A 26,240-nucleotide genomic window follows, 5' to 3' on the forward strand; every position below is an offset into this window, starting at 1 on the left:
TCAGTCAGCCGATCAGCACCGCCCCCAGCCACAGCCCCACTGCGAGCAGGGCGCCGAACAGTTCGACGAGGATGGACAGCCCGACGGCCTTGGTGGCGTGGACGGTCGACACCCAGGCGTCGCGGTGGGTGCGGTGCCGCGCCGCCTCGGCCACGTAGGTGCCGAGCAGGAACCCGAGGAGCAGTCCCACCACCGGCACCACGAAGAATCCGACGATGCCGACCAACCCGCCGAACACCACCGACCGGTTGGGAACGCCGGCGTCGCGCATCCGACGCCCCGGCCACGTGTACTTGACGACACCGGACGCCACGAGCAGCAGCGTCGCCACCGCGAACACGGCCCATCCGGTGGAGGTGGCGTCGAGGATCGCCCACACCAGCAGCGCACCGGCGATCAGCAGGGTGCCGGGGAGGATCGGCACGACGATGCCGACCAGCCCGACCAGCATGACCAGTCCGAGCAGAACCAGGGCGCCGGTGCTCACTCCGGTACGACGACCCGCACCCGCGACGCCGCCTCGCGGGCGCGTTCGCGGGCCGTCTCGACATCGGGTCCGGTCGAGACCGCGACACCCATGCGGCGACGGGTGAACGCCTCGGGCTTGCCGAACAGGCGAAGGTCGGTCTCCGGCACCGCGAGTGCGTCGGCGACGCCCTCGAACGCGACCCCGACGGCCTCGGTGCCGCCGTAGATCACTGCGGAGGCACCGGGAGCCGCGAGCGTCGTGTCGACGGGCAGTCCGAGGATCGCTCGCGCGTGCAGTTCGAACTCCGAGAACCGCTGCGAGCGCAGCGTCACCAGACCTGTGTCGTGCGGGCGGGGGCTCACCTCGGAGAAGTAGACGTCGTCGCCCTTGACGAACAGTTCGACGCCGAAGATGCCGCGGCCACCGAGCGCGGTGGTGACCTTCTCGGCGACGTCACGCGCGGCGGCGAGTGCGGTCGGGCTCATGGCCTGCGGCTGCCACGACTCGATGTAGTCGCCGGCGTCCTGCAGGTGGCCGATCGGCTCGCAGAAGTGGGTGCCGTCGACGGCGCGGACGGTGAGCTGGGTGATCTCGTAGTCGAAGTCGACGAAGCCTTCGACGATCACCCGGCCCTTGTTCACGCGACCGCCGGAAAGCGCGTACTCCCAGGAGTTTTCGAGGTCGTCCGCACTGCGGGCGACGGACTGTCCCTTGCCGGACGACGACATCACCGGCTTGATGACGCACGGGAACCCGATCCGCTCCGCGGCGGCGCGCACCTCGTCGAGGGAGTCGGCGAACGCGTACGGCGACGTCGGCAGGCCCAACTCCTCCGCCGCGAGGCGACGGATGCCCTCACGATTCATCGTCAACTGCGTCGCCCGCGCGGTGGGGATGACGACGGCCAGGCCGCGCTCCTCCACCTCGGCGAGGGCCTCGGTGGCGATGGCCTCGATCTCGGGTACCACGAAGTGCGGGCGCTCGTCCTCGATGACGCGCAGCAGTTGTTCGCGGTCGCCCATGTCGACGGTGTGCGCGCGATGTGCCACCTGGTGACCGGGGGCGTCGGTGTAGCGGTCGACGGCGATCACCTCGACGCCCAGTCGCTGCAGCGCGATGATCACCTCCTTGCCGAGTTCACCGGAGCCCAGCAGCATCACACGGGTGGCGCTCGGGCTCAGCGGGGTACCGATCCGGGTGGGAACGTCAGGGGAAGTGTCGGGGCGCATGTCTCGGACTATATGCGGTTGCCACAGGTCATACTGTCGCGATGGAACTCGGCCTCGACACCCGTCTCACACTGCTCGCGGCAGGGCTGATCTTCCTGCTCGCCCTGCTCCTCGGGGTGTGGAAGTACCACCAGATGCACACGTCGCCGAAGCACCTCGCGCACCCGTACGTCGACATCGCGCACCGGTCGGCACTGCTGTATTCCTTTGCGACCCTGATGGTGTCGGTGTTCGTGGAGCTCAGTGCGTGGCCGACGGCAGTGAATGCGACGTGCGCGGGAATCCTGGTGTTCTTCTTCGTCGCGGCCATCGGCAGTTACATTGTGCACGGTGCCCGCCGCGACACCACCAACCAGTTCGCCCATCCCGACGCCGGCCTCCGTGTGGCGATGATCGCACTGATCGTCGGCGAGATCGGCGCCTTCGCGGTGCTGCTCGCCGGCTTCGTCTCGGCACAGATCCTCTAGCCGGGCGCCTCCACGCCGGCCAGGAAATCCAGCACCGCGGCGTTGAACAGATCGGGTCGCTGCTCGGCGCACGCGTGCCCGGCGTCCGGCACGTACATCAACTCCGCGCCGGGAATCGAGCGTGCGATCAGCTCGGTGTGCGGGCGCGGGATCGCGTCACGCTCCCCCACGATCACGAGCGTCGGCACGGTGATCGACGCGAGGTCGTCGGCCGGGATGTGCGGATGCCGGACCATCAACTCGAGCAGTTCCCGCTGCCGGTGCACCCGCGCCGACAGCGGTGCGACGACACCGGCCGCGAGCCATGCGAGGGTCGCCGGAATCCGGAACCTTGCACCGAGTCCGTGCGGATCGAGGTTGGCGGCGTTCACGATCAGCGATCGCACCCGCCCCGGATGCCGCAGCGCCAGGGTGAGGGCGGTGTTGCCACCGTCGCTGTAGCCCAGGACGTGCGCGCTCTCGACGCCGACCGCGTCGAGCACCGCGCACACGTCGTCGGCGAGACGCTCGAAGTCCAGTGGTCCGTCACCGCGGGTCGACCGACCGTGCGCGCGGGTGTCGGGCGCCAGCACGCGATGGTTCGCGGCGAAGGCGGGCACCTGCGCGGCGAAGTAGCCGGAACTCTCGCTGTTGCCGTGCAGCAGCACCAACGGCTCGCCGTCCCCGTACACCTCGTAGTACAGCCGCGCACCGGCGGCCTCGGCGAAACCCACCGGATCAGGCCGGCGGCTGATGGATCGAGAGCACGTTGGCGTGCGGATCGTGGAACCACGCGACCCGGGTGCCGTCCGGCGCCGTCCACGCGTCGTGCTCGTCCTGGTCCATCCCCTGGTAGCGCAGGAAGTCGACGCCCTTGGCCCGCAGGTCGTCGACGGTGGCTGACAGGTCCTTCGTGCGCCACCCCAACACCGTGTACCCGGTGTCGGCCTTCGACTGGACGAGCGTGATGCGCAGTTCGGTGCCGCCACCGCCGTCGACGACGAGCGCGAACGGGGTGCGCTCGGTGACGGCCAGACCCAGTGTGTCGACGTAGAACATCGACGAGACGTCCAGGTCGGTGCTGGCCAGGAACGCGACGAGTTCTCCGGGGAAGGCCATGCCATCCACTGTGCTCCCCGAGCCGGGCCGGAGACAAGTGGTCGGCTTCTCGTGACCCGCGACACAAAGCCCCGTTCGTAGGGGTTACCGTCACAGGAAATGAGGTCGACCATCCAGAAAGAGGTATGACGTGACTGCTCCAGGGACCGAACGCAGGGGCCCGCTGACCGGGATCCGCGTCGTCGAACTGTCCGGAATCGGGCCTGGCCCGCACGCGGCCCTGCTCCTCGCCGATCTCGGTGCGGATGTGGTGTGCATCCAGCGGGCAGGGCAACTTCCCGCCGAGGGCAAGCGCGCGAGCCAGACCCAGCGCAACCGCACTGTCGTCGAGGCCAACCTCAAGGATCCGGCCGACATCGAGAAGGTCATGGGTCTGCTCGAGCGCGCGGACGTTCTGATCGAGGGCTTCCGACCCGGCGTCACCGAGCGCATGGGTCTCGGTCCCGACGCCGTGCTGGCACGCAACCCACGTCTGGTGTACGGCCGGATGACCGGCTGGGGGCAGGAGGGTCCGCTGGCGCACTCGGCCGGCCACGACCTCAACTACATCTCACTGACCGGCGTGCTGCATGCGATCGGCCGCAAGGGCGAGCGCCCGGTACCGCCACTGAACATGGTGGGCGATTTCGGTGGCGGCTCGATGTTCCTGGTGTTCGGCATCCTTGCCGCCCTCGTGGAGCGCCAGGCGTCGGACCGTGGCCAGGTGATCGATGCCGCGATGGTCGACGGCACGCTCGCGCTGTCGCACATGATCTGGAGCTTCCGGGGATCGGGAATGTGGAACGACGAGCGCGGCGTGAACATGCTCGACGGTGGCGCTCCCTACTACGACACCTACGAAACCTCCGACGGCAAGTACATGGCGGTCGGCGCGATCGAGCCGCAGTTCTACGCCGAACTGCTGAAGGGCCTCGAGCTCGATCCCGCCCAACTGCCGGGCCAGCACGACGTCACCCGCTGGGACGAGTTGCGCCAGATCATCACCGACCGATTCCTGTCGAAGTCCCGCGACGAGTGGACCAAGATCTTCGACGGCACCGACGCCTGCACCACGCCGGTGCTGACATTCGCCGAGGCCCCGAGCGATCCCCACGTCGCCGCGCGCGGCTCCCTGATCGAGGTCGACGGTGTCACGCAGCACTTCCCGGCGCCGCGTTTCTCACGGACGCCCACCCGCGCACCGCTGCCACCGGCACGGTCCGCGACCGATATCGACACGCTCTGGCGCTGAACCACGGTCACTGCCCGGCGAGGAACTTCCGGATCCGGGCACTGACCGCATCCGGCTGCTCGAGCTGGAGGAAGTGACCCGCGTCCGCGATCAGATGCGCCTCGCTGCCCGATGGGAGGCCGGGCCCCACCAGGGCGGCGAGGCGCGCATCCAGGCACCCGTCGCGAGCACCGTGGAGGTAGAGAGTCGGGACCGTCGGGAGCCGCATCTCGGCCCCGACCCAGCGCCGGTAGCGCGCGGGCGGACGCGGGAAGGGCCGGACCATGCTCCGGTAGTAGCCGAACACGGCTCGGCAGTGCGCGGTGTCGGCGATCGCCTCCAGCACGGCGGGCAGGTCCGCGCTCGCGTCGTAGCCCGGCGACCAGTCCGCCCACAACCGTCGGATCAACTGCTCGGCGTGGCGTTCCGGCAGAACCGGTAGCTGGTTGAACAGGACGTACCAGCTGTTGCGCAGTTGTCGGGGCAGCACGCGGAGCACCGACGGCTTCCGCAGCGTCGCGAACGGCGGAACCGAGAGTGCTGCCACCGCTACGAACGGGCTGTCGGCGTGGGCGGCCAGGGCATTCGCGGTGATGGCGCCCCAGTCGTGCCCGATCAGGACCGCGTCGGACCCGCCGCCCTGATGCGCGTGGATCGCGACGGCGTCGTCCATCAGGGCCGCGACGTGTCCGCTGCGGTCGTCCGGCACCGCCGACGGCGCATAGCCGCGGGTGAACGGTGCCACCACCCGCCAGCCGTCGTCCGCCAGCGCGGGTCCCAGGTGCCGCCAGGTGTGTGCGGTGTCCGGGAAGCCGTGCAGTAGCACCGCCAGTCGGCCGGTTTCCGGCCCCCAGGCCAGAGCTCGCAGGCGTACCGCATCGAGGTCGAGGGTGATCTCACGCATGTTGATCATCCTCGCGGAAACCGAATCATCGAGAGAGCGATCCACGATTGCCGGTGCGGCGGCGCGGTCACACGACCAGCGCAGGTTCGGCGGGCTCGCGCGCCACGCGGAGCGCGTCGTACGCCGCTGCGACGCCGGCGACCGCGCGTCGCAGTTCGTCGACCGGTCGCGCGTAGGGCAGCCGCACGAAGCGTTCGAACGCGCCCTCGACACCGAAACGCGTTCCGGCCGCGAGGATCACACCATGACTCGGTGCGGTCGCGGCCAGCGCCGTGGAGACGGGTTCGGGCAGCCGCAGCCACAGCGACATCCCGCCGGTACCGACCGTCGGAACCCAGTCCGGCAGCCGGGCCGACAGCTCGTCGAGCAGTGCGGCCCGCTGCGTGCGCAGCTGTTCCCGGCGGACCTCGATGGGAGCGTCGCCCCGCTCGAGCAGGTGCAGAGCGGCCAGTTGGTCCATGACCGGAGTCCCGAGATCCAGCGCTGAGCGCGAACCCACGAGGCGCGTGATGAGCTCCGGATTGGCCCGGATCCAGCCGACGCGCAGTCCGCCCCAGTGTGATTTGGAGATGGAGCCGACCGTCACGACATCGGAGTCTCCGGTGCCGCGCGCGAACGCCGCAACCGGGGGTGGAGGCGGCGCATCCAGCCAGACATCGACCATCGTCTCGTCGACGACGAGCGTCATCCGCGTGTCGCGCGCGATCCGGGCGAGTTCGGCGCGGCCCCGCTCGTCGAGGCACAGCCCCGTGGGGTTGTGGAAGTCCGGCAGCAGGTACGCCATGCGGGCGGCGGTCTGCCTTGCGGCGCTCCGGATCCCGTCCAGGTCCCAGGCCCGGGCCGCACCACCCTCCGGTCGAACCGGAACTGGAACCGGGCGCGCTCCCACCCGCCGAAGCGCCTCCAGCGCATTGGGATACGTTGGATGGTCGACCAGCACCCGCTCCCCCGGAGCAGTCAGGACACCCAGCAGAAGACGCAGGGCGTGCTGGGCACCCGAGGTGATCATGATCTGGGAGACGTCGGTCTCGAGGCCACGGGCCCGGTAGCGGGCCGCGACAGCCTCCCTCAGTACCGTGATCCCCACCGGCTCCATCCCGTGCGTGTCGAGGAACGGCGGAAGTGTCTGCAGCGCAGCACTATACGCCTCACTGATCTCGTCCGCCGGTGCCACCATGGCGGCGTAGCTGAGATCCACGCCGGCCCCTTCCGGCCCCGGCAGATGAGTGTGGACCCTTCGCCGGTCCGAGTCGACGGCGGCCGGCAGGGTCACGGTGCTACGCGACCCCTGCCGACTCACCAGATAGCCCTCGTCGCGCAACACCGCGTACGCCGTGGTGATCGTCGTGCGGCTCACGTTCAACTCCGACGCGAACTCCCGTTCGCTCGGCAGCGCCGTCCCCAGCGGAACGCGACCATCGTGCACGAGCAGTCGGATACCGTCGGCCAGAGCTCGGTACGCGGGGCGCGCCGTGCGCCGCCCGGTCTCGTCCTGCCAGGCGCCGAGGTCGCGGGCCACCGCACGAGCACCGAGTGCATGCATCATCATGCGGTCCAGTATTCGCACACTGGCCGTTCATTTCAATGCCAGTTGTTCCCAGAATCGCTTTCATGAGCACTCTGATCACCTTCGCCTGCATCGCCGGACTGGCCGCCTTCGTCTACCACTACGCACCCAAGGAGAACGGAAAGGGCCTGTTCCGACTCGAACAGTTCCGTCCTGCAGCGCCTTTGGTGGGAGTTCTCGACAAGGACCCCGACCCGGCCGAATCGGACGAACTGCCGCCCGCCGAGGCGAAGCAGGCCAGTGCGGAACAACTGGACTGACGAGACTGGATGCACCGAGGTACGTCCGCGTGCCCAACGATGGCGATCCCGTGGCCATCGTCGACGGCGGGGCCGGATTCAGTAGCGGCGGGTGGGTCGACATCGACCCACCCGCCGTTCTCGTTTCTCCGGTGGCGACACGGACGCAACGTCGAGGCGGACCCGCCGAACGCCTGCGGTAGCCGGGTCGCCCACGCCAGATCCGATACGGGTTTTTCGTGAAACCAGCCCATGATCCACATGTCGATACTACATCGTATCGAAATCGCTAGATCCTTTATCGATCCGAGATATTGGTCTCGAGTTCCGAAGGCACGCAACGTATTCCAAACCAAAAACAACTGGACGACCGTTCAGTTTTCCGCTGAATCGATCAAGCGTCAATTTCCCTTATGCCCGCTTTCATACGCGTGTTAGGTGTAACGCGTTCCACTTCCAGTTGGAGATCGCCCGACGTTCACAGACCCAGGAGTCTCTCTATGACAAACCGATGGCGCCGCGTCGCCCTCACCACCGCTGCCACCACGGCAGGCACCATGCTGTTCTTCACCGGCACCGCGGCCGCGGAACCGGCGAGCACTCCGGCCGGCGGCGCTGGTGTCACCGCCGCTGACGAGCCCGCGCCCTCCGGCTTCGCGACCCGGGTCGAGACGCCTCACATTCCGAACCAGATGAAGACCGGGATCGAGGTGGAGTTGAGGTCGCAGGTCTTCGGTGTCGACGCGAACAAGGTCGTGAACGGTGGAACCGCGCAGTTCCTCGTCAATGACACTCCGGTCGGCGCGCCTGTCAATGTCAGCGGCAACGGCCTGGCCAACTACAAGCACACCTTCACCACGACCGGACCGAATGTCGTCACCGTTCAGTACCTGGGCGGCGGCAGGATCCACCCGTCCACCGAACTGGCGAGCCCCAGCGCTACGTCGGTAACCGTCGACGTGGTCGACCACGACGTAGCCACCGAGACCACGCTCACCGTGCCGGCCACCGCCGAGACGGGCGTGAAGGCCTCGTTCACCGTCCAGGTGGGGTTGCCGTCCGGCGTGATCCTTCCGGTGCGGACTGCGGCGAAGGTCCAACTCTTCGACAATGGTGTCCCGGTCGGTGCCGAGGCAACCGTCAGCTCCGACGGCAAGGCGCGTCTGGCGCACACGTTCCTCACGCCCGGCCCACACGACATCACGGCGAAGTTCCTGGGAAACAACGGTTTCGCCGCGTCGACTTCGGCCGTCACCGTGCTGGATGTCGCGCACAAGGACCTGGCCACCAGCACCATGCTCGTGGTACCCAACACCGCAGAGGCCGGGCAGCCCGTCACTCTGACCGCCACCGTCTCCAGCCAGGTGCCGCCGACCGGCACCGTGCAGTTCCTGTCCGGCGAGATCCCGCTGGGTGAGCCTGCGCCGGTCGTCGACGGGCTCGCGACCGCGCAGCACATCTTCACCGAGGCGGGCGATCACAGCATCACCGCCGTCTTCACCGGGTCCGGATTCGCCACCTCGACGTCCACCCCCGCGCCGCTGAACGTCTCGGCGCCCGAACCGGGCAACACGACGATCGCCGTCACCGCGCCCGCCGCCACCATCCCGGCCATCCCCGTGACCTTCACCGCAACGGTGGCTCCGGCGCCGCACGGCGGTACCGTCCAGTTCTACGTGGGTGACACCCCGATCGGCGACGCCGTGCCTGTCGTGAACGGATTCGCCTCCACCACCCATACGTTCGCTGCGGCAGGAACGTACCAGGTCAGCGCTCGCTACAGCGGCCACATCGCCGCCAACCCCTCGACCTCACCTGCCACCGCAGTGACCGTCGCCGGTCTCGGCGGTGACACCGGAAACGGCAGCCTCGGCTCGCTGCAGCTGCCCTTCGGGTCCTGACCAATTTTGCCTACTCGAACTTCGACCATCCAGGAAGGCAACATGACTGACAGATCTGTCAGGCGCTACCTGGCGCCTGTATGCGCCACCGCAGTCGCCGCGGGAATTGTTCTCTCCGGCGCCCCCGCTTCGGCTGCAACCACAGCCACCTCGTTCACCGCACAGTGCCGCGCTGCAGCACTCATCACGGTCAACAAGCCCGCTCAGCACCTGTTCACGGTCGACGCTCCCGCCCGCGTCGATCCGGGCGAGACGTTCACGTACCGCATCCAGCCGGCGCCATCGTCGTACCCGGACAAGGACTCCGGTGCCACCACGACCAGTGTTTCCCGGATGAAGCTGGACTACCAGCTGCCGGACAACGCCACATTCGTCGACGCGAAGGTCGTGCCGGGAACCGGAGTCGGGCTCTCCGGGACCCCGGCAAACGTGCTGCAGGTCAACGAGAACGGCGATGTGGACGCTACCGGCACGATCCTGCGGCTCTCGGGCAACAACGAGATCATCGGTAACAGCCCGACAGCCGACAAGAAGAGCGTCGCCGGCATCTTGGCCGAGAAGACGAAGAAGTACCTCGACGGCCAGCCCAGCGCCGACGGCTCGACGTGGTTCCAGCTTCCCGCGATCGACGTCACGCTCACCGCGGGCGCCGCCGGCGAGATCACGCCGAAGCTGCGCACCGCCGGCAACGCCTCGAATCTGGGCGACGAGGGCAACTACAACACCTTCCTCGCGCTCGCGGTCTTCGGTGGAAACCAGTGGGCGCCGACCCGCTGTGTCCCCAAGGACGCCATGGATGACACCGCACCGCTCAACCGCGGTGGCGGACCTCTCGCCACCATTGCCGTCGGCGACCAGTCCGGCAACATGACCAGCACCGCTGTGAGCGTCGCTCCGACAGCAGATGTCGCTGAGTCGGTGGAGCTTTCGGCCACTGTGACGCCCACGCCCAACGGCGGCAACGTCGCGTTCCTCGTCAACAGCGTCGTGGTCGGCGAAGCGCCAGTGGTCGACGGCAAGGCGACGTTGACGCACACCTTCGACCGGGCGAGTTCGTACACGGTCACCGCCCGGTACATCGGCGACGGGACGTTCCGTTCGTCGCTGTCGGACGATGCCACGATCGTGGTCGGCGGTGGCGGCAGCACCGGTAGCGCCGGCGGCTCGCTCGAGTTGCCGTCCTTCGGCTCGCTGCAGTTGCCCTTCGGTTCCTGATTCACGTGAGAACAGCGGCGGGTGGGCCACCTCGGCCTACCCGCCGTCCCGATATCGTGGCCTGGTGAGCGAGATCCGAACCGAAACCCTGCTGGACGGCCTGCGTGGGGTTCTGGTGGGCCGGCTGTCCGACATCGGACGCCGCTTCTCGACCTTCCTCGCCGACACCGTGCCACACACCGCGCTGGTGATCTTCACGCGCGAATGCACCGGCCGTCCACGCAAGGTCGCCGGCGACCAGGACATCGTCGACCGGGTCACGATCGCCGAATTGGAGACTCTCCGAGCGGATCTCGAGCACGGTCAGATCCTTCGGGGCCGCGCCACCGTCGCGGGGCACGCACGCGACGTGTACGCGATCCTCGACCACACCGACACCCTGCTCGTCATTGTTCCCCGCGGCCCGCTGTCCCGCACGGTGCCGCTCGAGCCCGTCCGATCCATGTTCGGCCTGGTCGCGACCGGCATCCAGTTGCAGGTCCAGGGCGCGAGCCCCGCCTATCTCGCCGAGTCCCGCGCCGCGTCCGCCGAGCGGGCCCGCACCATCGCCGAACTCACCGAGGTACACGCGACGACCCTCGAGACACTGCTGTCGACGCTGCGTTCCGGCGACCTCGACGACCCCCGTGCCCGCGCGGCAGCCCGCGAGACCGCGTCCGCGGCCCTGATCGGGCTGCGGACCGCCGTGGACACGCACCGCGAGTTCGCAGAGGAGTCCGTGGTCACCGCGTTCGCTCGACTCCGCGGTGAACTGCGCGGGCTGCTGCGTCACCGCGATCTCGAACTGGACCTGGTGGAGCCGCCGGTGGCCGGACGGGCCGTCCCCGGCGAGGTTGCGCACGCGGCCCGGGCTGTCGTCCGCGGCGCGGTGCTCGCGCTGTCCGGGCAGGGCGACGTCGCCCGGATCCGCGTCGCCTGGGCCTGCCCGGACACCGAACTGGTGGTGGACATCCGCGACGACGGCCACGGTCTGGCCGACACGGCAGACCTCGACCAGCAACTGCGTCCCCGCGTCGAAGCGCTGGGCGGGACGGTGCGGATCGAATCGACGTCGGGCTGGGGTTCGCGGGTGGTCGCGACGCTGCCGCTGCATGCACCCACGACTCCCACCGCGCACCACGCACTCACCGACCTCGGACCCCGCGAGCTCGAGGTGCTGGGGCATCTGGTGGCGGGACGCCGCAACCGGGCCATCGCCGAGCGACTCGGCGTCAGCGAGAGCACCGTGAAGTTCCACGTCGCGGGAGTCCTGCGCAAGCTCGACGTCGAGACCCGCGTAGAGGCCGCGGCCCTGGGCGGCGAGGCCGGCATCCGGCCCACCCCCTGACCGTTCGGCCAGGTCCACCTCGCCGCTCGACCAGTCCCCGGGCCGCCCACTGATGACTAGCCTCGTAGTGGGATGCGCACCCCACCATGTGCGCACCCGCGTTCACGTCGACCGAATGGAGTGGAGAAACCATGCCGCAGCAGGTACGGGGCGTCATCGCCCGCTCGAAGGACGCCCCCGTCGAACTGGTCACCATCAACGTCCCGGATCCCGGACCCGGCGAGGCCGTCGTCGCGATCGCGGCATGCGGCGTCTGCCACACCGACCTGACCTACCGTGACGGCGGCATCAACGACGAGTTCCCCTTCCTCCTGGGCCACGAGGCCGCGGGCATCGTCGAGGCCGTCGGCGAGGGTGTCGACACCGTCGAGGTCGGCGACTTCGTCGTCCTCAACTGGCGTGCGGTGTGCGGAAAGTGTCGCGCCTGCAAGCGCGGTCGCCCGCAGTACTGCTTCGACACCCACAACGCGAAGCAGAAGATGACCCTCGAGGACGGCACCGAACTGACCCCGGCCCTGGGCATCGGCGCGTTCGCCGACAAGACCCTCGTCGCCGCCGGGCAGTGCACCAAAGTCGATCCCACCGCCGATCCTGCCGTCGTCGGTCTGCTCGGCTGCGGCGTCATGGCCGGCATGGGTGCCGCGATGAACACCGGCAACGTCTCCCGCGGCGACTCCGTCGCCGTCATCGGCTGCGGCGGTGTCGGCGACGCCGCCATCATGGGCTCGCGCCTGGCCGGCGCCAACAAGATCATCGCGATCGACAAGGATCCCAAGAAGCTCGAGTGGGCCGTCGAACTCGGCGCCACCCACACGATCGACGCGTCGAAGGTCGACGACGTCGTCGAGGCCGTGCAGGAACTCACCGACGGCTTCGGTACCGACGTGGTGGTCGACGCCGTCGGCCGCCCGGAGACGTGGAAGCAGGCGTTCTACGCCCGCGACCTGGCCGGCACCGTCGTCCTCGTCGGCGTCCCGACCCCGGACATGACGCTCGAGATGCCGCTCGTCGACTTCTTCTCGCGCGGCGGGTCGCTCAAGTCGTCGTGGTACGGCGACTGCCTGCCCGAGCGCGACTTCCCGATGCTCGTCGACCTGTACCAGCAGGGTCGCCTGCCGCTCGAGAAGTTCGTGACCGAGCGGATCAAGCTCGAGGACGTCGAGCAGGCGTTCGAGACGATGCACCGCGGCGAGGTGCTGCGCTCGGTGGTGGTCCTGTAATGGCGAGCGAAGCGACGGGGAATCGACACAGCGGCGCCTTGCGCGTCGATCGGGTCGTCACGTCGGGCACGTTCGAACTCGACGGTGGCACCTGGGACGTCGACAACAACATCTGGCTCGTCGGTGACGACGACGAGGTGCTGGTGATCGACGCCGCGCACACCGCGCAGCCGATCATCGACGCCGTCGGCGGCCGCAAGGTGGTCGGGATCGTGTGCACGCACGGCCACAACGACCACGTCACCGTCGCACCGGAACTGTCCGAGAAGCTCGACGCCCCGATCTACCTGAACCCGGCCGACGACGTGCTGTGGCAGATGACCCACCCGGGCGTCCGCCACCTGGCGCTCGAGGACGGTCAGCGGATCGCGGTGGCCGGCACCGACATCCAGGCCATCCACACCCCGGGCCACTCCCCCGGTTCGACGTGCCTGTACCTGCCCGAGGCGGGTGAGCTGTTCTCCGGCGACACCCTGTTCTCCGGTGGGCCGGGCGCCACCGGCCGCTCGTTCTCGGACTTCCCGACGATCATCGGGTCGATCCGCGACAAGCTGTTCGCGCTGCCTGCCGAAACCCGCGTACACACCGGGCACGGCGACGGCACCACCCTCGGCACCGAGTCGCCGCACCTCGAGGAGTGGATCGCGCGGGGTAACTGACCGCCCCGCTTCTCAGCCGGATGTCACATACGTTCAGTTGGACCGAACGTATGTGACATTCGGCCATTCGGTCAGCGCACCGACGCGAAAACTCCTCGGCCACCGCCCCATTCGCCCTTCAGGACCGCTCCGTCCGGCTCGACGTCGACCGGGCGGTGGTGCACCACGACGGTGGCACCACCCGCGCTGATCACGGTGTCGGTGCCGTCCGCTCTGACGCTGACCCCGGCAACGGTGGGCGTCTCGGCCCCGGACACACCGCTGCCCGACGCGTAGGCGGTGTTGTCGATCAGCCTCGGCTCGCCGCCGTCGACATGGACGTACTGCTCGGCCTCACGGCCGCCGCCGAAGATCGCCGCGAGTAATTGCTGCACGTAGACGGGGTCGGTCGTCGCGTCGTAGACGTAGCGGTGCCCGAGAACCGAATGCTCCATCTCGCCCGCCAGTCGCGCCCCGGCGAGCGGCGTCGAGCGGTAGGTCAGCGGCACCTGGTAGGTCGTGCCGTCGGCGTCGCGCACCAGGTGCGTCTCGATGCCGACCTCGCCGGCGGGATCGTCGAACCGGTACGCCCCGACCGGCGTCAGCGCGGGCGACCCGCCCGAATAGTAGGGTGCCGCCGGCATCCATGTGGCGATCAGTTCCGGCTTGGACGGCGACAGTTCTGCGGCATACAGGATGGCCATGTGGCCGATCGTAGCCGCCGCCCCCGGTCGAAGGGTCCCTTCGAGCGCCCGCAGCACACGAAGAGACCCTTCAGCTGTCACGGCATCCTCACCGGTCCGTAACGCGACCGTCATGCACCCAGGGTTTCCTGTTAATCGACATCGATTCATGTGATGAAACATTCGTCGTCGAATCCCGAGGAGTCCACATGGCGCTCGACCCCGCCGATCTCACCGTGATGCGCCTGCCCGACACCGCGATGCCGGACGCCCCCGAGCACTCCGACCTCGCCGCTCTGGCCCGCGCCACCGACACACGCTTCGTCCTCGCGGTGTTCACCAATCTCGCCGGGAAGCCCTGCGCCAAGCTCGTCCCGGCCGAAGCGGCCGACGAACTCCAGCACGACGGCGTCGGATTCGCCGGCTACGCCGCCGGGGCGATGGGGCAGCAGCCACGGGATCCCGATCTGGTCGCGATCCCCGACCTCGCCTCCTTCACCCCGATCCCCTTCGTCCGGCCCGGTCTCGCGCTGGTGCACTGCGATCCGCATGTCGAGGGCGCCCCCTGGCCGTTCGCACCGCGGGTGATCCTGCGCCGGGTACTCGCACAGGCCGCCGAGCTGGGCCTGGACGTCAAGGTCGGCACCGAGGTCGAGTACTTCCTGGTCGACCGCGACGAGCACGGAACACTGCGCACCGCCGACGCCCTCGACACCTCCCGGCGCCCCTGCTACGACGCCCGCGACGTCACCCGGATGTACGAGCACCTCACCGCGATCTCGGCCGCGATGAACCAACTCGGCTGGGGCAACTACGCGAACGACCACGAGGACGGCAACGGCCAGTTCGAGCAGAACTTCCGGTACGCCGACGCCCTCACCACCGCCGACCGCGTCGTCACGCTGCGCTACCTCATCTCGGTACTGGCCGAGCAGCGCGGCATGACGGCGACGTTCATGCCCAAGCCGTTCGCCGACCGGACCGGTAGCGGCATGCACATGCACCTGTCGCTGTGGTGCGACGGCGCGCCCGTCTTCCCCGACCGCGCCGACCCGCGCGGGCTGGGCCTCTCGCCCACCGCGTACGCGTTCATCGGCGGCATCCTCGAACATGCCGGCGGTCTGCAGGGCGTACTCGCCCCGACGGTCAACTCCTACAAGCGAACCGGAGCGATCTCGACGAGCAGTGGGGCGACGTGGTCGCCGCGCCGGCCCACCTACGGCGGCAACGACCGCACCCACTACCTGCGGGTGCCGGACTCCAACCGCGTCGAACTGCGCGGCGGCGACGGCTCAGCCAACCCGTATCTCGCGGCCGCCGCCACGGTGGCCGCAGGCCTCGACGGTATCCGCCGCGGCGTCGACCCCGGCGAGCCGGGCAGTGGGACCGGCACCGACGTCCTGCCGATGACACTGCTGCACGCGATGGACGCGCTCGCGAAGGACGCCATCGTCACCGGCGCTCTCGACGCCGCGGGCCCGGGCGTGGCCGACTACTTCACCGCCCTGAAGCGGGACGAGTTCTTCGACTGGCACAACACGGTCACGCCGTGGGAGGTCGACAGCTACCTCACCGCCTTCTGAGTATCGACAGCAAGCAAGGGAGACAACACATGTGCGGAATCGTCGGGCTCCACCTGCGGGAGCCCTCCCTGTATCCGCGGCTCGGTGAACTGCTCACCGGGATGCTCGGCCAGATGGTGGACCGCGGACCGGACTCGGCCGGCATGGCCGTCTACGGCGACCCCACGTGGTCGCCTCCCGGACACGCGACGGTGACACTGCTGAACGCGAGCGTCGTCGCGGACACCCTCGCCGCCGCGGTGGGCGCCGCGCTCGGCACCACCGTCTCCGGACTCGACGTCGGGCCGAACACCGTTCTGCACGGACAGGTTCCGGCATCTGCGCTCGCCGACGCGGCACTGGGCGAGACACCCGGCGCCGTTCTCATCGGGTTCGGCGACGACGTCACCGTCCTCAAGGGCATGGGCGACCCGGTGGATCTCGCGCACCGGTTCGGGCTGCCCGGCGCGTCCGGCCGGCAGGGCGTCGCCCACACCCGCATGGCCACCGAATCCGCCGTCACCGCAGCGGGTTCGCACCCGTTCGCCGTCGGCCCCGACCAGTGCCTGGTGCACAACGGGTCGTTCTCCAACCACCTGAGCGTCAAGCGGGACCTCGAGGCCGAGGGCGTCGCGTTCGACAGCGAGAACGACACCGAGGTGGGCGCCCGTTTCGTCGCGAAGCAGCTCGCCGAGGGCGTCGACCTGGAGAAGGCCCTGCGCCTGCTCGGCGAGCGGTTCGACGGCTTCTACACGCTGCTCGTGTCCACGCAGGACTCGTTCGCCGTGGTGCGCGACCCGATCGCCTGCAAGCCCGCGATCATCGCCGAACACGCCGACTACGTCGCGATGGCATCCGAGTACCGCGCGCTCGCCGGACTGCCCGGCATCGAGGGCGCCCGCATCTTCGAACCCGAACCGGAAGAGGTTTACGTATGGCACCGCTGACCGCCACCCCGACCACCACGTACGACGTCTCCGACATCGGCACCCGCGCCCTCAACGCGGCACTGCAGTACACCGCGGCCCCGGCGGCGGTCACCGTCGTCGAACCGGCCGGCGCGCACGCGCTCGCGTGTGGCCTGGACGCATCGATCGACGTGCGCATCGAGGGGCACGTCGGCTACTACGCGGCCGGCATGAACCAGCACGCGAGCGTGACGATCGACGGCAACGCCGGTGTCGGCGTCGCCGAGAACATGATGTCGGGCAGCGTCCGCGTCACCGGCGACGCGTCCCAGTCCGCCGGCGCCACCGCGCACGGCGGCCTGCTCGTGATCGAAGGCAACGCCGCGGCCCGCTGCGGCATCTCGATGAAGGGCGTCGACATCGTCGTCGGCGGCAGCATCGGCCACATGAGCGCGTTCATGGGTCAGGCCGGACGCCTCGTCGTGCTCGGCGAGGCCGGTGAGGCCCTGGGCGATTCGCTGTACGAGGCCCGCATCTACGTGCGCGGCACCGTCGCCTCGCTCGGCGCCGACTGCATCAAGAAGGAGATGCGCGACGAACATCTGACCGAACTGCGGGAACTGCTGGACGCCGCCGGATTCGACGCCGACCCCACCGAGTTCACCCGCTACGGGTCGGCCCGCAGGCTCTACAACTTCCACGTCGACCACGCCTCGTCGTACTGACGCGCCACTTCCAGGAGGCCCCCATGACCACGCATTTCCCCGGTCTGCGCGAATCCGCGACGTTCGACCGCGACGTCATCCACGAGATCCAGCGTGCCGCCGAGACCGGCATCTACGACATCCGCGGCTGGGGCGCCAAGCGCAGGCTCCCCCACTTCGACGACCTGCTGTTCCTGGGCGCATCGATGTCCCGCTACCCGCTCGAGGGCTACCGCGAACGCTGCGACACCGACGTCGTCCTCGGTCACCGGCACGCGAAGTATCCACTGCACCTGGACATCCCGATCACGATCGCGGGTATGAGCTTCGGCGCGCTGTCCGGCCGGGCGAAGGAGGCCCTCGGCCGCGGCGCCGGCGAGGTCGGCACCTCCACCACCACCGGCGACGGCGGTATGACGCCCGAGGAACGCGGCCAGTCGAAGAACCTCGTCTACCAGTACCTGCCGTCGCGGTACGGCATGAACCCCGACGACCTCCGCAAGGCCGACGCCATCGAGATCGTGCTGGGTCAGGGCGCCAAGCCCGGTGGCGGCGGAATGCTGTTGGGCCAGAAGATCACCGATCGCGTCGCCGGCATGCGCACCCTGCCCGTCGGCGTCGACCAGCGCAGCGCGTGCCGCCACCCCGACTGGACCGGCCCCGACGACCTCGCCATCAAGATCATCGAACTGCGCGAGATCACGGGCTGGGAGAAGCCGATCTACGTCAAGGTCGGCGCCGCCCGCACGTACTACGACGTCAAGCTCGCAGTGAAGGCCGGCGCCGACGTGATCGTCGTCGACGGCATGCAGGGCGGCACCGCCGCGACGCAGGACGTGTTCATCGAGCACGTCGGCATCCCGACTCTCGCCGCGATCCCGCAGGCGGTGCAGGCGTTGCAGGAACTGGGCGTGCACCGCGGCGGGGCGAGCGGAGCGACGGGGGGATCCGGCGGGGTCCAGCTGATCGTGTCGGGCGGCATTCGCTCGGGCGCCGACGTCGCCAAGGCGATGGCCCTCGGTGCGGACGCCGTCGCGATCGGCACCGCCGCGCTGATCGCACTGGGCGACAATCACCCCCGCTTCCAGAAGCAGTACGAGGCCATCGGTTCGTCGGCGGGCTTCTACGACGACTTCCAGGCGGGCCTCGACCCCGCGGGCATCACGACGCAGGACCCGGAGCTGCAGAAGAACTTCGATCCGGTCGAGGGCGGACGTCGGCTCGCGAACTACCTGCGGGTGCTGACGATGGAAGCCCAGACCCTCGCCCGCGCGTGCGGCAAGTCGCACCTGCGCAACCTCGAACCGCAAGACCTCGTCGCGCTCACGATCGAGGCGTCGGCGATGGCGCGGGTACCCCTCGCCGGCACCGACTGGATCCCCGGCCGAATCTGACGTCGCACACCTTGTGCCGCAGTCGCACGGGCAGTCAGTGCTGACAGGATGTGCGACACCGACAGAACCCCTGCGACGCCCGTCTCCCCCGGCAGCGGCGCCCCGTCCACTGCGAGTGGACGGGGCGCTACTGTGAGGCAATGAGCCCGTCCGAGCGCCCCGTGCACCACGACACCGCGCAACGCGAGGTGCCGGCTGACACCCCCACCGGTGTCGACCTCGAGCGCGTCATCGCCGCCCAGGTCCGAAAGCTGCGACTGGCGAGCGGGCTGTCGGTGGGCGACATGGCCGCGCGGGTGGGAATCTCGAAGGCGATGCTGTCGAAGATCGAGAACGCGCAGACGTCGTGCAGCCTGTCGACGCTCGCGCGCCTGGCCGCCGGACTGGACGTGCCCGTCACGTCGCTGTTCCGCGGCGCCGACACCACCCGCGACGCGGTCTTCGTCGAGTCCGGCCACGGCGCGGTCATCGTCGGCCGGGGCACCCGCGTCGGGCATCACTACGAACTCCTGGGGGCACTGCGCGGACAGCACAAGCGCCTCGAACCGGTGCTCGTCACGCTGACGAACGCGAGCGAGGTGTTCCCGCTCTTCCAGCATCCCGGCACCGAACTGATCTACATGCTCGCGGGCGAGATGGTCTACGGGCACGGCGAGAGCGAGTACCGCCTACGCCCCGGCGACTCGCTGTTGCTCGACGGCGAGGGCCTGCACGGCCCGAACGAACTGGTGCAGTTGCCGATCCGGTTCCTCGCAGTCACCGCGTACCCGGACAACCACCAGGAGTGAGCGCGGGCGGCATCGGCCGGTCAGTCGGACATCCCGCTGTTCATTCCCGATACGTGCCCGTCCGCGCCGAGTCGCCAGTACCCCACCGCGTGGTGCCGGTCGCGTGCCAGTCCGCGGGACTCGCGCAGATGGCGCCTGATCGCACGGCTCGTGGAACTCTCGCACGCCACCCACGCATACATGTCGCCCGGCGGGAAGGTGAGCTCCTCGACCGCCTCCAGCAGAGCGCTCGGCGCGAGTCCGAGACCACTCCCGACGAGCCAGGTGTAGGTGACCTCCCCGCGGGTGCGGAACTCCTGACGGTCGGCCTCGCTGTGAACCTCGACGATCGCGTGCGCGACGTCACCGTCACCCAGTTCCTCGATGATTCGTCCCAGACCGGGCAGGCCGGTGGCGTCCGCGACGAGCAACTGCCATGACGCTTCGCCGGTCGGCTGGTAGTAGGCGCGCGCCGGACCCGACGAGAACACGCCGAGGACGTCGCCCGGCGCCGCGCGCAGCGCCCAGTCGGAGGCCAGACCACCCGGATGCACGACGAAATCGATGTCGATCCGTCGCCCGGCGTCGAGCACCCGCCGCACCGTGTAGTGCCGCCACGGCGGCTCGGTGCCGAGATCGGCTCTGCCGTAGTCGGGGTCGTTGAAGAACTCGACGTCGGCGACCGTCTCCCCGGGGCGCGGGAACGCGAGGTCGATGCGCTCGTCACCCCATCCGTCGGTTGTCCACCGCCAGTCGCCGTCGGCCTCGAGCCCGATGCGGATCATGTGGGGCGTGACCGGGGTGACGGACACGACCGTGGCGGGATGGCAGAAGGACATGCGGTACTCCAATTGGCTTGCTGTCGAGGTGGTTTGCGGACCGACCGCTACTCGGGTCGACACTATCGACGTCCGGTGTCGAAATTCAGCCGTCCTGTGTCGCCGAACGGCCACCCGCTCCGGTCGACGGCGTGAGCGGGCCACCTCCGACTCCGGAGCACGGCGACATGGCCGAATCGGATTAGCATCTGGCGTCTTTCGACATGCGCCCTGAGGCCCGTCCGCTCCTACCATCGACGGGTACCCGCATCGAAAGGTTCCCGGCCATGCTCACCACGACACACGCGAAGATCGACGATCGGACGTGGCACGAACTCGTCGACGCCCTGACTCGCCGGGAGTTCGGGATCGGAGCCGGGATGGTCGGCATCGCGGCGCTTCTGTCCGCGTGCGGATCCACCGGCCGGCGCGGCGCGAACGACGACGCGCCGATGCGTACCGTCACGACGCCCCTGGGCACGTACGAGATTCCGACGAAGCCGAAGCGCGTGCTCGCGGTGGATGCCCGAACCGACCTGGAACTGGCCATCGCGCTCGAACTGCCGGTGTTCGGGTACAACATCTCCCCGGCGACATCCTGGGTGCCGGTGGATCCGGATACGCACTATCTGAGCGACCGCCCCAATCTCGAGCAGATCCTCGGGTTCGCACCGGACCTCATCGTCTGCGTCAACGCCGACAACGACTACTGGCCGGCGAGGAAGCTGCAGGCCATCGCGCCGGTGTTGCCCACCGAGTCCAAGGACACCTGGCGGGTCAACCTCGACCGCCTGGCACAGTGGCTCGGACGAACCCCGACGATGGACCGTGTGGTTGCCGACTACGACGCGCTCATCGCCGACATACGCAGTCGCCACGCCGCCGCGATAGCCGGGCGGACGGTGGCCAGCCTGTCCTACCGGCCCGACAACGGCACGATCTACATCGACAGCCTGCCCGTCTCCGCGGAGACCGGGAAGAAGAACCGGCAGCCCACCGACATGACCCTGTCCGACATCGGTGGAACCACACTGCCCACGGCGGGGTTCGACGACCAGGGACGGCTCAGCGTCGAGGAGATCGACCGGCTCGCCGACTGTGACGGCTTCATGGTGTCGGTGGTCGACGCCGACGACACCACCTTCGACGAACTCTCCGCGAACAAGCTCTGGCAGCGTCTTCCGGCGGTGCGGGCCGGCAATGTGTCGGTCCTGGCCGGCAGCACCTACTACGGATCCGTCTACACGAACATGTACGTTGCCCGCGGGTGGGATGCGCTGTACTCCACGCTGCGGTAGCCGCCCGGCCGGAGTGCGTTGAGCAGCCCGATCCCGCACCGCGAACTTTCAATTGAGTTGAAATTTCGATAAAGGTAAGCCTATGCTCACCGTCGCATCGTCGACGCGTCGGAAGGCCCCTCCATGAGATTCGCTCGAACCCGGACCGCCCGTCGGTCTGCACTGTTGTCCGGCCTGGTGGCCGCGGCCGTCGCTCTCGTCGGCTGCAGTTCGAGCGAGCCGGAAAGCGCCTCCACGGGTACCGACTTCGAGACCGTCACGATCGAACACGCCCTCGGCGAGGCGGTCATCACCCAGGAACCCGAGCGAATCGTCACGCTCGGCATGGGCTCGGCCGAGACCGCCATCGCGCTCGGCACGGTGCCGGTCGGCATCGAGGAATACAAGTGGGGCAGCGACGAGGCCGGCTACCTGCCGTGGATCCACGACGCGATCACCGAGCGCGGCGCCGAGCTGCCGGTCCAGTTCACCGGCGGCAGCGAGATCGACATCGAGGCGATCGCCTGGCTCGACCCGGACCTGATCCTCGCGCCGTGGTCGGGCGTCACGCAGCAGCAGTACGACGCGCTGAGTGCCCTCGCCCCGACCGTCGCCTACGCCGAGAAGGCGTGGACGATCACGTGGGAGGACCAGATGAAGGTGATCGGCAAGGCCATGGGCAAGTCCGCCGAGGCCGATCAGGAGATCGCGAAGATCAAGTCCCAGTTCGCCGACGCCACCGCGGCGCACCCCGAGTACTCCGGCGTGTCGTTCTCGTTCATCTACAACACCGGCCCGGGTACCCTCGGCGTCTTCTTCCCGGACGAGCAGCGCGTCGCGATGGTGCGCGCCCTCGGCCTGCAGGTCGATCCGGTCGTGAACACGCTGCCGGAGACCGACGGCACCGATTCCTCGCTGATCGGGCTCGAGAACGCGCACCTATTGAAGGACTCCGACCTCCTGTTCACCTTCTACTCGGACCCGGCGAACCGCGCCGAGACCGAGGCGCAGCCGGTCTACGCCCAGATTCCGGCCGTCGCACGGGGTTCCGTCGTCGCCCCGACGAACCAGCCGTTCGTCACCGGATCGTCGATCATCACTCCGCTGACCGTGCCGTGGTCGCTCGAACGCTACGTGCCGATGATCGACGAGGCTGTCGCCAAGCTCGACCAGCCCGCTGCTCCGGCCAACTAGTCAGGCAGTTCCGGCATCGTTCCAACCGGATGCTCCGCCGTCGCGTTCCGCCTTGAAGCGGTTCCACTCGCTGCGGAGCATCCGGTTGTCGATGATCCACCCCATGTAGTCCCGCATGTTCAGCACCCGGATGTGCGCCGGCCCATTCGGGTCGGTGTGCGCGAGCGCCTCGGTCGCGAGGCGCCGCTGGTTCTCCAGGTACGCGTGCTCGTTCTCGAGGAATCCGCCCCACACGTCCGAATCCATTGCGTAGTAGTGGGTTCGGTCTCGTGGTTTGCGGATCAGTTTGACGAACCCGCGGTCGATCAACCGCCGCACGTACGTCGAGACCGATCCGCGGCTGGCGCCGAGTTCGGTGGCCAACTCCTCGGCCGTCACACCGGGCGACTCGTCGATGAGCAGGTACCCGGCGATGCGGCCCTCGATCCGCGATGCTCCCGCCGACTGCCAGTAGTCGGCGAAACTCTCGACGAACCAGTGCGAGAAGTCCTCTCCCTTCGCGGGACCTCCGCGTCCGGTGTTCCTGCCCTCGCTCATACCGCCTCGAAATCCCGATTCGCTCGAAGTACCTTGCCGTCGAACATTATGCCGACGTCCGGGCCGGGACTCGCGACACGGCAGGGCGACCGCTGCTCGTCTCGGCGAGACGGGCAGCGGTCGCCCCGTTCGTGCGACGCGCCGCTACGTGCGCTGTTCGGTGTTCGCCGCGCGGGTCACGAGCGCCTCGGCCGCGTCCGCGACGGCTGCCGGATCGACCGGACCCGACCCGGAGACCGTCACCGACACCGTCTCGGTGACGTACGCGGTCTCGCCGTGCTCGGTGACGTCGAGCCCCTCGTGTTCGTCCTCGGGTCGCACCCGCAGCCCCAGCGTGAGGTCGATGCCCTTCGCGATGATCCACGTCACCGCGAACGAGTACGCCAGCACCACGACTACGGCCAGCGCCTGCTTGCCCAGCAGCCCGAAGCCCCCGCCGTAGAACAGTCCGGCGACACCGTTGGGTGCGTCCTCGGTCGCGAGCAGACCGATGAGCAACGTGCCGAGGATGCCGCCGACCAGGTGGATGCCGACGACGTCGAGCGCGTCGTCGTAGCCCAGGCGGAACTTCAGCGACACCGCGAAGCAGCACAGCGCGCCGGCGGCCGCACCGATCAGCAGCGCACCGATCGGCGACACCGCACCGCAGGCCGGGGTGATCGCGACCAGCGCCGCGATCAGACCCGACGCGGCCCCGAGCGAGGTGGGCCGGCCCTCACGCAGTCGCTCGACGAGCAGCCAGCCACAGATGCCCGCACACGCCGCGGACACCGTGTTGAGGACGACGACGGACGCCGCATTGTCGGCGGCGAGCGCCGAGCCGCCGTTGAACCCGAACCACCCGAACAGCAGGATGCCCGCACCGAGCAGGGTCAGCGGAAGGTTGTGCGGGCGCGGCATGTTCGGGAATGCATATCGTTTGCCCAGCACCAGCACCATCGCGAGTGCCGCGATGCCGGCGTTGATGTGGACGGCGGTGCCGCCCGCGAAGTCGATCGCCCCGAGCTTGTTCGCGATCCAGCCTCCGATCACGCTGCCGTCATCGGAGTCGAACGCGAACACCCAGTGCGCCACCGGGAAGTACACGAGCGTCACCCACAACCCGGCGAACAGCATCCAGGAACCGAACTTGATCCGGTCGGCGAGCGCACCGGAGATCAGTGCGACCGTGATGGCCGCGAAGAGCATCTGGAATCCCGCCACCAGAGCCGCCGGCAGAGCGGGCTCCGCGGACGGTTCGAGCAACTGTCCCAGCCCGACGAACTCGAGCGGGTCGCCGAGAATGCCCAAGCCTCCCAGGGAATTACCGAGGACGGCCGAGTAGCCGAAGAGCACCCACAGCACACCGACGACGGCGAACGAGCCGAACGTCATCATCATCATGTTGAGCGAGTTGCGAATGCTCACCATGCCGCCGTAGAACAGCGCGAGCCCGGGGATCATCAACGCAACAGCAGTGAACGCCGCCAGTAACCATGCGGTATCGGCGGCCGCGAGAGCCTGCTCCATATCTGCCCACCTTGTGTCGGCCCGTTTTACACGGGGAATCGAGGTCATCCGAGAGTGAAGGTCCGCTGTAAGGGCTGCGAGTAGCCCTGGTGAACAGTGCGTTACAGGGTTCGCACAGCAACCCGGGATTGCGATCGTTTCTCTTCATGCAACACTGTCTATCATCAAGAAACACCGGTGACCGGAGGTCGAGATGGCAGAGAGCACGACGGAGCACGCACGCATCGTGATCGTGGGCGGCGGACTCGAGGGACTGGCGATCGCATGGTCGCTGGCCGAACGCGGCGAGACCGACGTCGTCGTCCTCGAACGCGACACCCTGTGCTCGGGCATGACAGGCAAGTCCAGCGGAATCATCCGGTGCCACTACGGAGTTCCGTCACTCGCGGCGATGGCGTGGCACGGTGTCGACGTCTTCTCCCGCGCCGACGACATCTTCGGCACCGACATCGGCTTCCGGCAGACCGGGTACGTCGTCGGCGTCGACGCGGTCAACCTCGCGCCCTTGCACGCCAACGTCGAGATACACCGCAGTCTCGGCATCCCGGTGGAGTTGATCGACGCCGACGCCGTGCACGCGATGTGGCCGGGACTCCGCCTCGACGACTTCGCCGGGTTCGCCTACGAACCGCTGGGCGGCCATGGCGACGCGTACATGACGGGCATGGCGTACGGCGCCCGTGCCCGTGCTCTCGGTGTCCGAATCCGGCAGTCCACCAGCGTTGTTCGACTGATCCAGGACGAGACCGACCGAGTGCTCGGCGTCGGGTGCGCCGACGGATCCGAGATCCTCTGCGACACCGTCGTACTGGCGACCGGGGTGTGGAGCCCCGCACTCGCGGCCACCGCGGGTGTACACGTGCCGATCCGCGCTCAGCGCGAGCAACTGGTACTGGTGGATCGGGGAGAGCCCACACCCGAAGTCCCGACGTTCTCGGATCTGGTGAACCTGCAATACATTCGACGCGAGCCGAACGGGCATCTACTGGTCGGCAACAGCGACCACTCCGTCCCCGAGTTCGCCGACCCCGACGCCTACCGCAACCGGGCCACGGACACCTTCGTCGAGACCGCGATCGGCAAGCTCGACCGGATCCTGCCCGACATGCACGACGCGCGCCTGGCGTCGTCGTACGCGGGCTGCTACGACATCACTCCCGACTACAACCCGATCATCGGGCCCTCCCCCGCCGAGGGCCTGTTCCTGGCGGTGGGTTTCAGCGGGCACGGCTACAAGATCTCCCCCGCTGTGGGCCGCCTGGCCGCGGATCTGCTGCTCGACGGCATCAGCAGCGACCCCGCCGTGGACGGGGACGACTTCCGGTACGGCCGCTTCGACGAGGGCAAGCCCCTGACAAGCCGGTACCCGTACGCCGGCGCGGGCGAGATGCGCTGATCCCGGG

The 26,240-nt window shown here is 68.7% G+C and carries 26 protein-coding genes; 16 read left to right on the plus strand and 10 right to left on the minus strand.

Annotated elements, in window-relative coordinates; genetic code table 11:
• Nucleotides 1–4 precede the first annotated feature (4 nt).
• Together AC1RIF_RS10395 and purT are read right to left on the minus strand one after the other, a co-directional pair.
• On the minus strand, nt 5–487 hold the full coding sequence (locus AC1RIF_RS10395) for a DUF456 domain-containing protein (protein ID WP_492601267.1): 483 nt from the start codon (nt 485–487) through the stop codon (nt 5–7).
• Nucleotides 484–1,698, minus strand: a complete 1,215-nt coding sequence (gene purT / locus AC1RIF_RS10400; RefSeq protein WP_492601268.1) for a formate-dependent phosphoribosylglycinamide formyltransferase — start codon at nt 1,696–1,698, stop codon at nt 484–486. Before purT ends, AC1RIF_RS10395 begins: the two co-directional genes overlap by 4 nt.
• A 41-nt stretch (nt 1,699–1,739) precedes the next feature.
• On the opposite strand from purT, the gene AC1RIF_RS10405 reads away from it, so the two are divergent.
• Nucleotides 1,740–2,165, plus strand: coding sequence for a hypothetical protein (locus AC1RIF_RS10405; RefSeq protein ID WP_492601269.1), 426 nt, complete (start codon nt 1,740–1,742; stop codon nt 2,163–2,165).
• Here the strand turns inward: AC1RIF_RS10405 and AC1RIF_RS10410 are convergent.
• Together AC1RIF_RS10410 and AC1RIF_RS10415 are read right to left on the minus strand one after the other, a co-directional pair.
• Complete coding sequence (locus AC1RIF_RS10410; RefSeq protein WP_492601270.1) at nt 2,162–2,878, minus strand: alpha/beta fold hydrolase; 717 nt, start codon at nt 2,876–2,878, stop codon at nt 2,162–2,164. The genes AC1RIF_RS10405 and AC1RIF_RS10410 overlap by 4 nt on opposite strands.
• A gap of 4 nt (nt 2,879–2,882) precedes the next feature.
• Entirely contained in the window at nt 2,883–3,263 is a 381-nt protein-coding gene (locus tag AC1RIF_RS10415; protein WP_492601271.1) for a VOC family protein, read from the minus strand.
• Nucleotides 3,264–3,393: 130 nt separating this feature from the next.
• On the opposite strand from AC1RIF_RS10415, the gene AC1RIF_RS10420 reads away from it, so the two are divergent.
• The gene (locus AC1RIF_RS10420) at nt 3,394–4,494 is read left to right on the plus strand and encodes a CaiB/BaiF CoA transferase family protein (protein WP_492601272.1); all 1,101 of its coding nucleotides are present in this window, start codon (nt 3,394–3,396) and stop codon (nt 4,492–4,494) included.
• A 7-nt stretch (nt 4,495–4,501) separates the two neighbouring features.
• On the opposite strand, the gene AC1RIF_RS10425 is transcribed toward AC1RIF_RS10420, so the two are convergent.
• Both AC1RIF_RS10425 and yczR read right to left on the minus strand, forming a co-directional pair.
• Complete coding sequence (locus tag AC1RIF_RS10425; protein WP_492601273.1) at nt 4,502–5,377, minus strand: alpha/beta fold hydrolase; 876 nt, start codon at nt 5,375–5,377, stop codon at nt 4,502–4,504.
• Nucleotides 5,378–5,444: 67 nt separating this feature from the next.
• A complete protein-coding gene (gene yczR / locus AC1RIF_RS10430; RefSeq protein WP_492601274.1) occupies nt 5,445–6,926 on the minus strand; it encodes a MocR-like transcription factor YczR in 1,482 nt (493 codons plus the stop codon).
• A 62-nt stretch (nt 6,927–6,988) separates the two neighbouring features.
• On the opposite strand from yczR, the gene AC1RIF_RS10435 reads away from it, so the two are divergent.
• From AC1RIF_RS10435 to AC1RIF_RS10460, 6 genes are all read left to right on the plus strand, one after another.
• Nucleotides 6,989–7,204, plus strand: coding sequence for a hypothetical protein (locus AC1RIF_RS10435; RefSeq protein ID WP_492601275.1), 216 nt, complete (start codon nt 6,989–6,991; stop codon nt 7,202–7,204).
• Nucleotides 7,205–7,683: 479 nt separating this feature from the next.
• Nucleotides 7,684–9,084, plus strand: a complete 1,401-nt coding sequence (locus AC1RIF_RS10440; protein ID WP_492601276.1) for an Ig-like domain-containing protein — start codon at nt 7,684–7,686, stop codon at nt 9,082–9,084.
• A gap of 42 nt (nt 9,085–9,126) precedes the next feature.
• The gene (locus AC1RIF_RS10445) at nt 9,127–10,299 is read left to right on the plus strand and encodes an Ig-like domain-containing protein (RefSeq protein ID WP_492601277.1); all 1,173 of its coding nucleotides are present in this window, start codon (nt 9,127–9,129) and stop codon (nt 10,297–10,299) included.
• A gap of 64 nt (nt 10,300–10,363) precedes the next feature.
• Nucleotides 10,364–11,626 (plus strand): helix-turn-helix transcriptional regulator, encoded by a 1,263-nt coding sequence (locus AC1RIF_RS10450; RefSeq protein ID WP_492601278.1) that lies wholly within the window; start codon nt 10,364–10,366, stop codon nt 11,624–11,626.
• A 131-nt stretch (nt 11,627–11,757) separates the two neighbouring features.
• Nucleotides 11,758–12,846 (plus strand): S-(hydroxymethyl)mycothiol dehydrogenase, encoded by a 1,089-nt coding sequence (locus AC1RIF_RS10455; protein WP_492601279.1) that lies wholly within the window; start codon nt 11,758–11,760, stop codon nt 12,844–12,846.
• A complete protein-coding gene (locus AC1RIF_RS10460; protein WP_492601280.1) occupies nt 12,846–13,505 on the plus strand; it encodes an MBL fold metallo-hydrolase in 660 nt (219 codons plus the stop codon). Before AC1RIF_RS10455 ends, AC1RIF_RS10460 begins: the two co-directional genes overlap by 1 nt.
• Nucleotides 13,506–13,576: 71 nt before the next feature.
• On the opposite strand, the gene AC1RIF_RS10465 is transcribed toward AC1RIF_RS10460, so the two are convergent.
• A complete protein-coding gene (locus AC1RIF_RS10465) occupies nt 13,577–14,188 on the minus strand; it encodes a CG0192-related protein (RefSeq protein WP_492601281.1) in 612 nt (203 codons plus the stop codon).
• A gap of 188 nt (nt 14,189–14,376) precedes the next feature.
• Between AC1RIF_RS10465 and glnT the strand changes: the two genes are divergently transcribed.
• The 5 genes from glnT (at nt 14,377) to AC1RIF_RS10490 (ending at nt 19,523) form a co-directional block, all read left to right on the plus strand.
• Nucleotides 14,377–15,750 carry a type III glutamate--ammonia ligase gene (gene glnT / locus AC1RIF_RS10470; protein WP_492601282.1) on the plus strand — a complete coding sequence of 458 codons (1,374 nt, stop codon included), beginning with the start codon at nt 14,377–14,379 and terminating at the stop codon, nt 15,748–15,750.
• A gap of 29 nt (nt 15,751–15,779) precedes the next feature.
• Nucleotides 15,780–16,676 (plus strand): class II glutamine amidotransferase domain-containing protein, encoded by an 897-nt coding sequence (locus tag AC1RIF_RS10475; RefSeq protein WP_492601283.1) that lies wholly within the window; start codon nt 15,780–15,782, stop codon nt 16,674–16,676.
• Nucleotides 16,664–17,362 (plus strand): protein glxC, encoded by a 699-nt coding sequence (locus tag AC1RIF_RS10480; protein WP_492601284.1) that lies wholly within the window; start codon nt 16,664–16,666, stop codon nt 17,360–17,362. Before AC1RIF_RS10475 ends, AC1RIF_RS10480 begins: the two co-directional genes overlap by 13 nt.
• Nucleotides 17,363–17,385: 23 nt before the next feature.
• The gene (locus AC1RIF_RS10485; RefSeq protein WP_492601285.1) at nt 17,386–18,735 is read left to right on the plus strand and encodes an FMN-binding glutamate synthase family protein; all 1,350 of its coding nucleotides are present in this window, start codon (nt 17,386–17,388) and stop codon (nt 18,733–18,735) included.
• A gap of 140 nt (nt 18,736–18,875) precedes the next feature.
• Nucleotides 18,876–19,523, plus strand: coding sequence for a helix-turn-helix domain-containing protein (locus tag AC1RIF_RS10490; protein ID WP_492601286.1), 648 nt, complete (start codon nt 18,876–18,878; stop codon nt 19,521–19,523).
• Nucleotides 19,524–19,543: 20 nt separating this feature from the next.
• Here AC1RIF_RS10490 and AC1RIF_RS10495 read toward each other — a convergent pair whose 3' ends face one another.
• Nucleotides 19,544–20,341: a siderophore-interacting protein gene (locus AC1RIF_RS10495; RefSeq protein WP_492601287.1), complete on the minus strand. Its 798-nt coding sequence runs from the start codon at nt 20,339–20,341 to the stop codon at nt 19,544–19,546.
• Between the two features lie 266 nt (nt 20,342–20,607).
• Between AC1RIF_RS10495 and AC1RIF_RS10500 the strand changes: the two genes are divergently transcribed.
• Both AC1RIF_RS10500 and AC1RIF_RS10505 read left to right on the plus strand, forming a co-directional pair.
• The gene (locus AC1RIF_RS10500; RefSeq protein WP_492601288.1) at nt 20,608–21,618 is read left to right on the plus strand and encodes an ABC transporter substrate-binding protein; all 1,011 of its coding nucleotides are present in this window, start codon (nt 20,608–20,610) and stop codon (nt 21,616–21,618) included.
• A gap of 123 nt (nt 21,619–21,741) precedes the next feature.
• Nucleotides 21,742–22,791, plus strand: a complete 1,050-nt coding sequence (locus AC1RIF_RS10505; protein ID WP_492601289.1) for an iron-siderophore ABC transporter substrate-binding protein — start codon at nt 21,742–21,744, stop codon at nt 22,789–22,791.
• Here AC1RIF_RS10505 and AC1RIF_RS10510 read toward each other — a convergent pair whose 3' ends face one another.
• Nucleotides 22,792–23,328 carry a GbsR/MarR family transcriptional regulator gene (locus tag AC1RIF_RS10510; RefSeq protein ID WP_492601290.1) on the minus strand — a complete coding sequence of 179 codons (537 nt, stop codon included), beginning with the start codon at nt 23,326–23,328 and terminating at the stop codon, nt 22,792–22,794.
• A gap of 144 nt (nt 23,329–23,472) precedes the next feature.
• The gene (locus tag AC1RIF_RS10515) at nt 23,473–24,837 is read right to left on the minus strand and encodes an ammonium transporter (RefSeq protein ID WP_492601291.1); all 1,365 of its coding nucleotides are present in this window, start codon (nt 24,835–24,837) and stop codon (nt 23,473–23,475) included.
• Nucleotides 24,838–25,030: 193 nt separating this feature from the next.
• Here AC1RIF_RS10515 and AC1RIF_RS10520 point away from each other — a divergent pair, with 193 nt between their 5' ends.
• Complete coding sequence (locus tag AC1RIF_RS10520; protein WP_492601292.1) at nt 25,031–26,233, plus strand: NAD(P)/FAD-dependent oxidoreductase; 1,203 nt, start codon at nt 25,031–25,033, stop codon at nt 26,231–26,233.
• The last annotated feature ends 7 nt before the right edge of the window (nt 26,234–26,240 follow it).

It is taken from the genome of Prescottella sp. GW823-FHT02E09 (assembly GCF_058797375.1).